The sequence below is a fragment of the Stenotrophomonas sp. HMWF003 genome (genome assembly GCF_003061285.1).
Lineage (GTDB): Bacteria > Pseudomonadota > Gammaproteobacteria > Xanthomonadales > Xanthomonadaceae > Stenotrophomonas > Stenotrophomonas maltophilia_AP.
Genome location: NZ_QAIW01000382.1, coordinates 13,947 through 22,250, shown reverse-complemented (window position 1 = coordinate 22,250; position 8,304 = coordinate 13,947). Strand labels below are relative to the sequence as shown.

Annotated in this window: 4 protein-coding genes; all 4 read left to right on the top strand. The window is 65.8% G+C overall.

Annotation, left to right across the window (positions count from 1 at the left end):
- On the top strand, positions 1 to 1,608 hold a 1,608-nt coding region (locus DBR34_RS23510), incomplete at its 5' end, for a CS1-pili formation C-terminal domain-containing protein (RefSeq protein ID WP_258224024.1).
- Complete coding sequence (locus DBR34_RS16420; RefSeq protein WP_258224023.1) at positions 1,605 to 2,732, top strand: CfaE/CblD family pilus tip adhesin; 1,128 nt, start codon at positions 1,605 to 1,607, stop codon at positions 2,730 to 2,732. The genes DBR34_RS23510 and DBR34_RS16420, both read left to right, overlap by 4 nt.
- Before the next feature lie 16 nt (positions 2,733 to 2,748).
- Positions 2,749 to 3,444 (top strand): pilus assembly protein, encoded by a 696-nt coding sequence (locus tag DBR34_RS16415; protein ID WP_128097588.1) that lies wholly within the window; start codon positions 2,749 to 2,751, stop codon positions 3,442 to 3,444.
- Positions 3,445 to 3,509: 65 nt separating this feature from the next.
- On the top strand, positions 3,510 to 8,304 hold a 4,795-nt coding region (locus tag DBR34_RS16410; protein ID WP_258224022.1), incomplete at its 3' end, for an ESPR-type extended signal peptide-containing protein.

The window sequence follows — 8,304 nt, the reverse complement described above, 5'->3', positions numbered from 1 at the left end:
CGCTTCGATGGCGAAGTGGCCGCCATGGCCGGCCTGCGCCTGCCACTGGGGCGCGCCACGGCGGTCACCGCCGGCGTCGCCGACCTCGGTGGCTTCAGCTATGGCGAGCTGCGTGTGGACCTGCGCCATGCGTTCGCCACCCAGGATATCCGCGCCACCTTCAGCGGCCTGCAGGGCAGCGACGGCAGCAGCGGCCAGCAGCATCAGCTGTCCTACCGCCGCCGCGCTTCCTGGAACCTGTATCAGCAGCGCGTACGCGGCAAGGCGTGCGTGTTCGAGGACGATGCGCGCGACCGCCTGGGCTGCGCCGATTCGCTCAGTGCGTCGATGGCGATGCCGGTTGCCGGGGGCAGTGCCTACGTGGCCTATACCCGCCGGCAGACCTGGAGCCGCGGCACGCTGCTGCCGGGTGACGTCGACGATCCGATGGCCGGGCTCGACCCGCTGCTGCCGCCGTGGCAGCAGCGCTACACGCGTGAACCGCAGCTCAGCCGTACCTGGCAGGCCAGCTACAGCCGCGTCCAGCGCTGGCAGGCGTTCAGTGTGTCCACCCGCATCGGTCTGTGGCAGCAGGACACGCGCAGCAGCCTGCGCGACGGCCGCGACCGCGGCGTTTACCTCAACCTGAGCCTGACCCGCCTGCAGCGCGGCGACCGCGGCAGCGCGCAACGCCGCTATGGGGTTGATGTCCGGCAGCCGCAGCACGAACGGCCGGACATCAACTACAGCGCTGGCCAGACCGTGCGCCAGGAAGCGGACACGCAGTACCGCGAGGCGTCGCTGGACCTGCGTGGCAACAACAACGACCGCTACAGCGCAGCGCTCAGCGCACAGGTGCAGAACAGCGTCGGCCATACCGGCATGACCCTGGCCCATTACCAGCAGCGCGACGGCAGCGAGATGGCCTACAGCGCCACGCACAGCTCCGGGCTGGCATTGGGACGCCGTGGCTTCTACTGGGGGGGCGGCGTAGGCGCCGACGCCGGCCTGGCGGTGCAGGTGGACGATACCGACGACCTGCAACTGACCGGCGTGGCCGCCGAGCTGCAGGTGGGTGGGTTGCGCAGGCAGCGCCTGGCACTGGGCGAGCGCCGCCTGCTGCCGCTGCCGGCCTACCAGACCCACCGTGCCGAAGTGCAGGATGCCAGCGCGCTGACCAGCGACGCCGCCATCCGGGTGACTGGCGTGGGCGGTGCACGGCCGCTGTTCCTGTCGCCCGGACGGCTGGTGCAGATGCCGGTGCCGATCGAGGTGACCTACACCTTCATCGGCAACGCCCGCGACATCGCCGGCGCCCCGCTGCGCGGTGCGCGCATCCTCAACGCACCGGTGCCCGGTACCGGCGCCAACGGCGGCTTCGTTGCCGACTTCCCGCGCCGCGAACGCACCCTGTACCTGCTGCAGGACGACCGCCTGCTGCACTGCCCGCTGCAGGTGCGCGAGCGCCGCAACGTAGTGATGCTGGTGGGGCAGGTCGAGTGCACGCCATTGAACGTGGCCCAGTTGCCGGCCGACATCCGCCAGCAGGCCCGGGTCACCCGCCTGCTGCAGGAACAGGCGCTGATCGCCGCCGTGCCGCAGACCGCGGCCGCTGGAGGTACGCCATGAACCGGCGTGGTGTGTGGGGCGTGGCGCTTGCGTTGCTGGCGGTGATGCCGAATGCGTGGGGGCAGCGACCGCCGGAAACCCACCCGGTGAGTGCCACGCAGAACATCATGATGAGCTGGGATCGTTCGGCGATGCCGGGGGAGATCGAACTGTGGGCGCCTAAAACGATATTGGCTTATAGCAGCACATCCCCCGAGACTTACGGCATTTCCCACCTCGTGTGTGGTTCAAGTTCCGACTCCGGTCAAGGTAGCTGTCCTACTTCCGGATGGACTGCAGGTGCAGATGGAGCGGGTGAGATACGGCTGGGCGTTGTAGAGGAACGCTCGGGTATGCGCACCGATGTTCGTCTGCTTGGCAGCATGCAGCGGCCGGTGTCGGGAGTTTCCTGCTACTCAGACTACTGGGATATTGCCATCAGGCCATTGTGGTCGGCTGTCAGGGAGACCTGTGGTCGCCACGAGTCAGCTGGCGTAGGTGTCAGTCTTGTTATTCCGAACGAGGAGCTCGCCCGGCTCGTCGCTGGGAAATGGACCGCTACTCTCGTTCTGGATCTGCAGGGTCAAGTCTCAGGCACTTCACTCGCACGCTATACGTTCAACTTCGACTTCACCATCACCGATCGAAACGCGGTCTCCATCTACTTCCCGGCGTTCGAGCACGTTTCTCCGCTGGTCCGGCTCAACGCCGATTACGACCCCATCGGGCAGACCGTGGGCGGACGCACGGTGCTGGATATGTGCCTATACGACGGCCTCGGCTCACAGGCGCAGTACCTGGGCGTAACCGTGCGCGATCGTGGCGGGCATCCCCCCGGCCCCAGCGGCTACTCGCTCTGGCACACCGACGGTGGCACCGACGACACGCGTCGCCTGGACTACACCGTCAGCCTCGCCCATAGCGGCGCAACGGTGCGGATGCCCAATGGCGTGGAGCAGCAACTGCATGGCATCGACACCGCCCAGCTGCGACTAGTGATGCTGCCCGGCATGCGCCAGCCGGTGTTCTGCGTGCCCACGCCGATCACCTTCGATATCCCCCGCGTTCCCATTTCCACCCAGCAGGCCGGTACCTACTTCGGCGAGCTGCAGGTGGAACTGCGTGTCCCCACCACCACCCCCTGACCCGCCAGGAATTCGCATGAAACGAGTCACCGCCTGCCTGATTCCCCTGACGCTGCTGCTGGCGCTGCCTGCGCAGGCCAACCTCACCGTGCACCCGATGCGGGCTTCGGTGGATGGCAAGCGCAGCACCCAGATCCGCATCTACTCGCAGTCCACCCAGCCGCAGTACATCCAGGCCTCGCTGCGGCGGATTGTGGATCCCGCCAGTGAGCGGGAGCATGAGGTAGAGGTCGAACCCGGCGAAGCCGCCATTGCGATCACTCCGGGCAAGTTCGCCCTGGCCGGTGGTGGCAATCGTCTGATCCGGCTGATTCCGCTGCACCCGGTGGAAGCAGAAACGGCCTACCGCGTGTACTTCGAAGGCGTGCGTGGGCCGGACGAAACCAGCGCAGCGGGCGACACGGGCGCGCAGGCCAGCATCGGCGTGAACCTGGTATGGGGTGCGCTGGTCAATGTGTTGCCGGCCGAGGGTACCGTGCGGCCGCGGGTGGAGGGCGATGCGCTGCACAACGACGGCACGCTGCGCCTGGGCATCACCAGCATCGCCGATTGCGAGGGCAGTCGCTGCACCGCGCACGACGTTTCGCAGAGTCTGTACCCCGGCGGCTCGCTATCGCTGCCGTTCGTCGTTGCCCCTGGGCACACCGTGCAGCTGCGCTATCGGCTCACCCGTGACGGCTATCGCGAGCACGTCACCACCCTCACCCCCTGAACAACCCGTCCCTGCCATGCGCATGCAATGGCCGGGCTGACCCAATCGTTATCAAGGAGAATACGATGAACAAAGTCTACCGACGTCTATGGTCCACCGTGCGGCAATGCTGGGTGGTGGCCAGCGAACTGAGTGCCGCCAGAGGCAAGTCCAGCCAGGTGGTGCGGGCGGGGGCGCTGTCCCTGGCGCTGACACTTGCGCCCGCGGGTGCGTGGGCAGGGGAGGGCGAGAGTGGGAGCACGCCCGAGGACGTGCAGGAAAACCGTGTCCTGCAGGATTGGGCGCTGCAGGCAGCCTTTGGCGGTCGTATTGCAACCCATGATGCAGCCGCTGGGTCCTTCGCCGGCGTGTTGGCCGATGCCGTCGTCCGACAGGTGGCACTGACCACCGACAGCAGCTACCGCGACTCCACTGTCAGTGGCAACCACCTGGTGGTACTTGGCTCGCGGTCCACGCTCTCCGGCAGCCAATCGGTGGCGTACGGAAACCTGATTTCAAGCCGGGGCACCAACAACACCGCCAGCGGCTACAACGTCCAGATCACCAACGGCGACCACGCCACCGGTGTGGGGGCAAACGCGGTTGCCAATGGTATCGGTACCACCGCGCTGGGCAACGACGCCAAGGCATACACGCAGAACTCGATCGCCGTCGGTAGTGGCGCAGCGACCCATGGAGGCGCAGGCATCTCGAAGATCGCCATCGGCGGGGACGCCTTCGCCGGTACGGGCGGCTGGACCGGCGCGATCGCACTGGGGGGCCGGTCGCGGGCGGAGTACGACGGCGTCGCCATCGGCTATGAAGCGCGCACCAGTGCAAACGGCACCGTGGCACTGGGGCGTGGCTCGGTGGCGTCCGAAGCCAACACTGTCTCCGTTGGCAATGCAGGCACCAAGCGCCGGATCGTCAATGTGGCCGACGGCAACGTCAATGCCACCAGTACCGACGTGGTCAATGGCCGGCAGCTGAACGCAGTCAGGACGGATGCCAGGAACGCGCTCACCACCGCCAACACCGCAAAGGCGACCGCCGACCGTGCACTGGCCGCTTCCGGGCTGGTCAGTCAGACGTCTGCCAGCAGCGCCATCCGCGTGGGCGGTGAGAACACCGGCACCGTGCTGGATGTGCGCAACAGGTCGAGCGCCAACCGCAAGATCAGCGGCGTGGCCGATGCAGCGCTGAGTACCACCAGCACCGAGGCCGTTACGGGCAAGCAGCTGCACGCCACCAACCAGACCATCAGCACCGTCACCAGTACCGCCAATGCCGCCAAGGCGGCCGCGGATGCAGCTGCCGCACGCATTGCAGCAGCGGCCCTGGCATTGGGCCAGTCCGCCCTGGCCGAGGGCAGTGGCGGTACCGCGAGCGCGGCACTGGGTTCTGCAGCGAAGGCGTACAACAGCAGTGGCGTAGCACTGGGCGCTGATGCGCGTGCCGGGGTGAACGACAAGGGCGAGAAGAGTACGGGCAATGGCGCGGTCGCCATCGGTGCGCTCAGTCGCAGTGGCAACGGTGCGGTAGCTGCCGGCCTGCGTGCCAGCGCCATCGGTGACCGCGCGGTGGCGCTCGGCAGCGATGCCAATGCGGCTGCCATCCACAGCACGGCGATGGGCTATAAAGCCAGCGCCAGCGCCAACCAGGCGACCGCTCTGGGCCGCGAGGCCTCGGCGTCCGGCTCATACGCCACGGCACTGGGAAACCTGGCCAGCGCCCGCGCGGAGAGCGCTGTAGCCCTTGGCGACCGCGCAGTCGCCGCCCATGCCGGCAGCGTGGCACTGGGGAATGGCTCCCAGACCACCGCAGCAAACCAGATATCGGTGGGCAACGGTACCCTGAAGCGGAAGATCGTCAACCTGGCCGACGGCGCGCTGAGCACCAGCAGTACGGAGGCGGTGACCGGCAAGCAGCTCAATGCGACGAATGTGGAAGTGGCGTCGGTCCGCACCACCGCCATCAGCGCGCAGACGACGGCCGACGCTGCCAGGACGACGGCCGATAGTGCGCTGAGCAAAGCGGACGTGCTCGGTGGGTTGGTCAGCCAGGCATCGGCCACGGGTAACGTGCGTCTGGGCGGTGAGAACACCGGCACCGTACTGGACGTGCGCAACAAGGCCAATGCCAACCGCACGCTGAGCGGCGTGGCCGATGCCACGCTGAGCGCCACCAGCACCGAGGCGGTGACCGGCAAGCAGCTCAACGCCACCAACGTAGAGGTGGCTTCGGTCCGTAGTACCGCCACCGGCGCGCAGGCCACTGCCGATAGCGCCCTGGCCAAGGCGCGTGCCACCGGTAATCTGGTGGCCACGGCCGCCGAAGTGAGCGACGCGAACAAGGCAACGGCCACGGGAAATCTTGCCATGGCCATGGGTAGCCTCGCCAAGGCCAATGGCGTGGCCTCGGTTGCCTTGGGCAACAACGCCAATGCAGTGGGCACCAATGCGATCTCGGTGGGGAGTGCATCGGGCGCAACGGCGCAGTTCGCGGTTGCCTTGGGTGGAAATGCGAAGGCAGCGCACGAGAACGCGGTCGCCCTCGGCGAGAAGTCGGTAACCAGCGGCACGAACCAGGTCTCCGTCGGTAACGCCAGCCTGAAGCGAAAACTGGTGAACGTGGCCGACGCCACCCTGAGCAGTACCAGCACCGATGCGGTGACGGGTAAACAGGTATTCGCCATCGATCAGAAGGTGACGGCGAATGGAAATCTGCTGTCCAGTCATGCGGCGCAGATAGCGGATCATGGCACCCGCATCGCCGACAACCGGCGCGACCTGGATGTCCTGCGTTCCGAGTTCGACAACTTCGACCCCGACCTGGAGGGCGTGGTGCGGTATGCGGCCGACGGTTCCATTGATGTGGACGGCGGCAAGGTGCGGGGGGTGGCAGCGGGCGATATCAGTTCGGCGGGGAGTACCGATGCGGTGAATGGTGGGCAGCTGTTTGCCACCAACCAGCGCGTCGCCGCCATCGAGGCAAAAAGCGCCCTGATCGAGTTCGGTGGAGAACCGGATCAAGAGGCAGCGGAGGCCGGAAACTACGGCGTCGCAGTCGGAAATGGAGCGCAGGCATCCATGGCGTCGGAGGGGGGCACTGCGATAGGAAGCTACTCAAGTGCCCTGGCAATGAACTCTGTGGCACTGGGTCGTGGAGCCGCTGTGCAGGCCTCTGCGACTGCCGGATTCGCGCTTGGCGCTGGCGCAGATATTGAGGCGGGCTTTGGTGTTGGACTGGGCGCTTACGCGAAAGTGAGGGCTGGCGCCGAGGGATCAGTGGCTTTGGGCGCTTACTCGGAAGCGGTGGAAAAAGACGTAGTTTCAGTTGGAAATCTCACTACAAAGCGCAGGCTTGTAAACGTTGGACGAGGGACGGCCGACACTGACGCAACGACCGTTGCGCAATTGGGCGAGTCCTTGGCTTCTTTGGGAGGCGGTGCTGGCATGGACTTGAATGGCATTGTTATCGCGCCGACTTACCGCATGCAGGGCGGAACCCAAAGGACTGTAGAGGACGCATTGAACATCCTCGACGGTGCAGTGATCACCACTGGTACCCGGGTTGATCAGGTCGAAAATGAACTGCGTTCGGTGTTCCAGGACAGCCCTGGTACTCGCAGCGATGGTCTGGGCCAGCTCAACCTAGCTGGAGTCAACGGCATGGTGCTGGGCAATGTAGCCAATGGCCTAATCGCACCGGGCAGCCGCGACGCGGTCAATGGTGGCCAGCTCTACGCTGCTGAGCAGAAGATCGAACGCAATCGAAATGATCTCGATCAGATAAAGAGCGCGCAGGGCGTCTCTCGCCTAAATAGCATTACCGCCGATTCAGATTCTGAGCGAGTCGTTGATTTTAACGGAGCCACCTTAACTGGTGTCGCCGATGGTCGGTTGGAATCGGATAGCTCCGATGCAGTCTCGGGGAGGCAGCTCAGCGCCACTAACGAGAGGCTGGCAAACATCGAGGATACATCACGCTGGATGGCATTCTATTCCGATGATGAATCCCGGTCAGCTTACGCCGCCTTCCTTGGGGTGGCATTGGGGGCCGATGCTGCGGCCGCGGGCGACGGTGCGACCGCGATCGGAAGTTACGCACACGCTGCTGGGTACAACTCTATTGCTTTGGGGCGCGGCTCTTGGGTCACATCCGAAGGCGGCCATGGGCTTGCCGTTGGCAGTGGCTCGAAAGTTGACGCTTCCGAAGCATTGGCGATTGGCGCCACTAGTCAGGTTACGCGTAGCGGTGTAGGCAGTGTCGCATTGGGAGTTGGATCGTTTGCAGATGAAGCGGGAACTGTCTCGATCGGTAATAGCAGCTTAAAGCGTCGTATCGTAAACGTAGCCAACGGCCGCAACGCCAATGACGCCGCCACCGTCGGTCAGCTCCGCGGTGCACTTGCGACCCTCGGTAGCGATGTCGATGCCAACGGCAACATCGTCGGCCCCACCTTCAACGTGCAGGGCGGCTCGCAGCACACCCTGGGTGATGCCCTCAATGCGCTCGACGGTGCCGTTATCACCACTGGAACCCGGGTTGATCAGGTCGAAAACCAATTACGTTCAGTCTTCCAGGACAGCCCAAACACCCGCAGCGATGGCCTGGGCCAGCTCAACCTCGCCGGGCCCAACGGCATGGTGCTCGGCAACGTGGCCAACGGCCTGATCGCGCCGGGCAGCCGCGATGCGGTCAACGGCGGTCAGCTGCATGCCATGGAGCAGCGCCTGGACGGTCGCATGGATGGGCTGGAGCAACGCGTCGGTGCGCCGCCGGAGGGCCGCGCGCTGGCGTCGGCCAGTGCACCCACGCCGCCGGCCGCCACGGAGGGCGAGGGCCCTGCCGGCGCGTCGGGTGATCCGGCGGCGGCTT